Source organism: Alishewanella sp. HH-ZS (genome assembly GCF_001704375.1).
In the GTDB taxonomy this organism is placed as follows: Bacteria; Pseudomonadota; Gammaproteobacteria; order Enterobacterales; family Alteromonadaceae; genus Alishewanella; species Alishewanella aestuarii.
Map to the genome: position 1 here is coordinate 1 of NZ_LZEJ01000111.1, position 362 is coordinate 362.

The 362-nt window shown below is 40.3% G+C and carries 1 pseudogene; it reads left to right on the forward strand.

The annotated features are described in order from the left end of the window. Positions 1–343 (forward strand): annotated as a pseudogene (locus A9165_RS16965) (hypothetical protein); the annotation flags it as partial. Positions 344–362: the final 19 nt, after the last annotated feature.

Sequence of the window (362 nt, forward strand, 5' to 3'; positions counted from 1 at the left end):
GACAACTACCTTGAAAAACTCCGAAACGATTACACACAAGGTTCAATTCTTATCTGCGGATACCTCTGCTGTAATGAAAAGCGGATCCGTTGAGTTTAATTTAGAGAGCACTGATCTGAAAGAGAGCCTTGCAGATCAACTTGGTTATTATCAATTAGGCATGATGCATTCACATCCTTACCTATCTCATGAAATGGACATTGAGCAAGTTCGACAGCGCGGAGCTAATTACTCTAAAGGCGATTTAGAAAGTTTTGAGTGGCAGTTAAATCGATATGCCTCTGACGAGGCCTATCATTTGGAAATTCTTCTCACTATCAAACAAATGGAGAGATTTAACTGAGGGATCCCCACAAATTGCT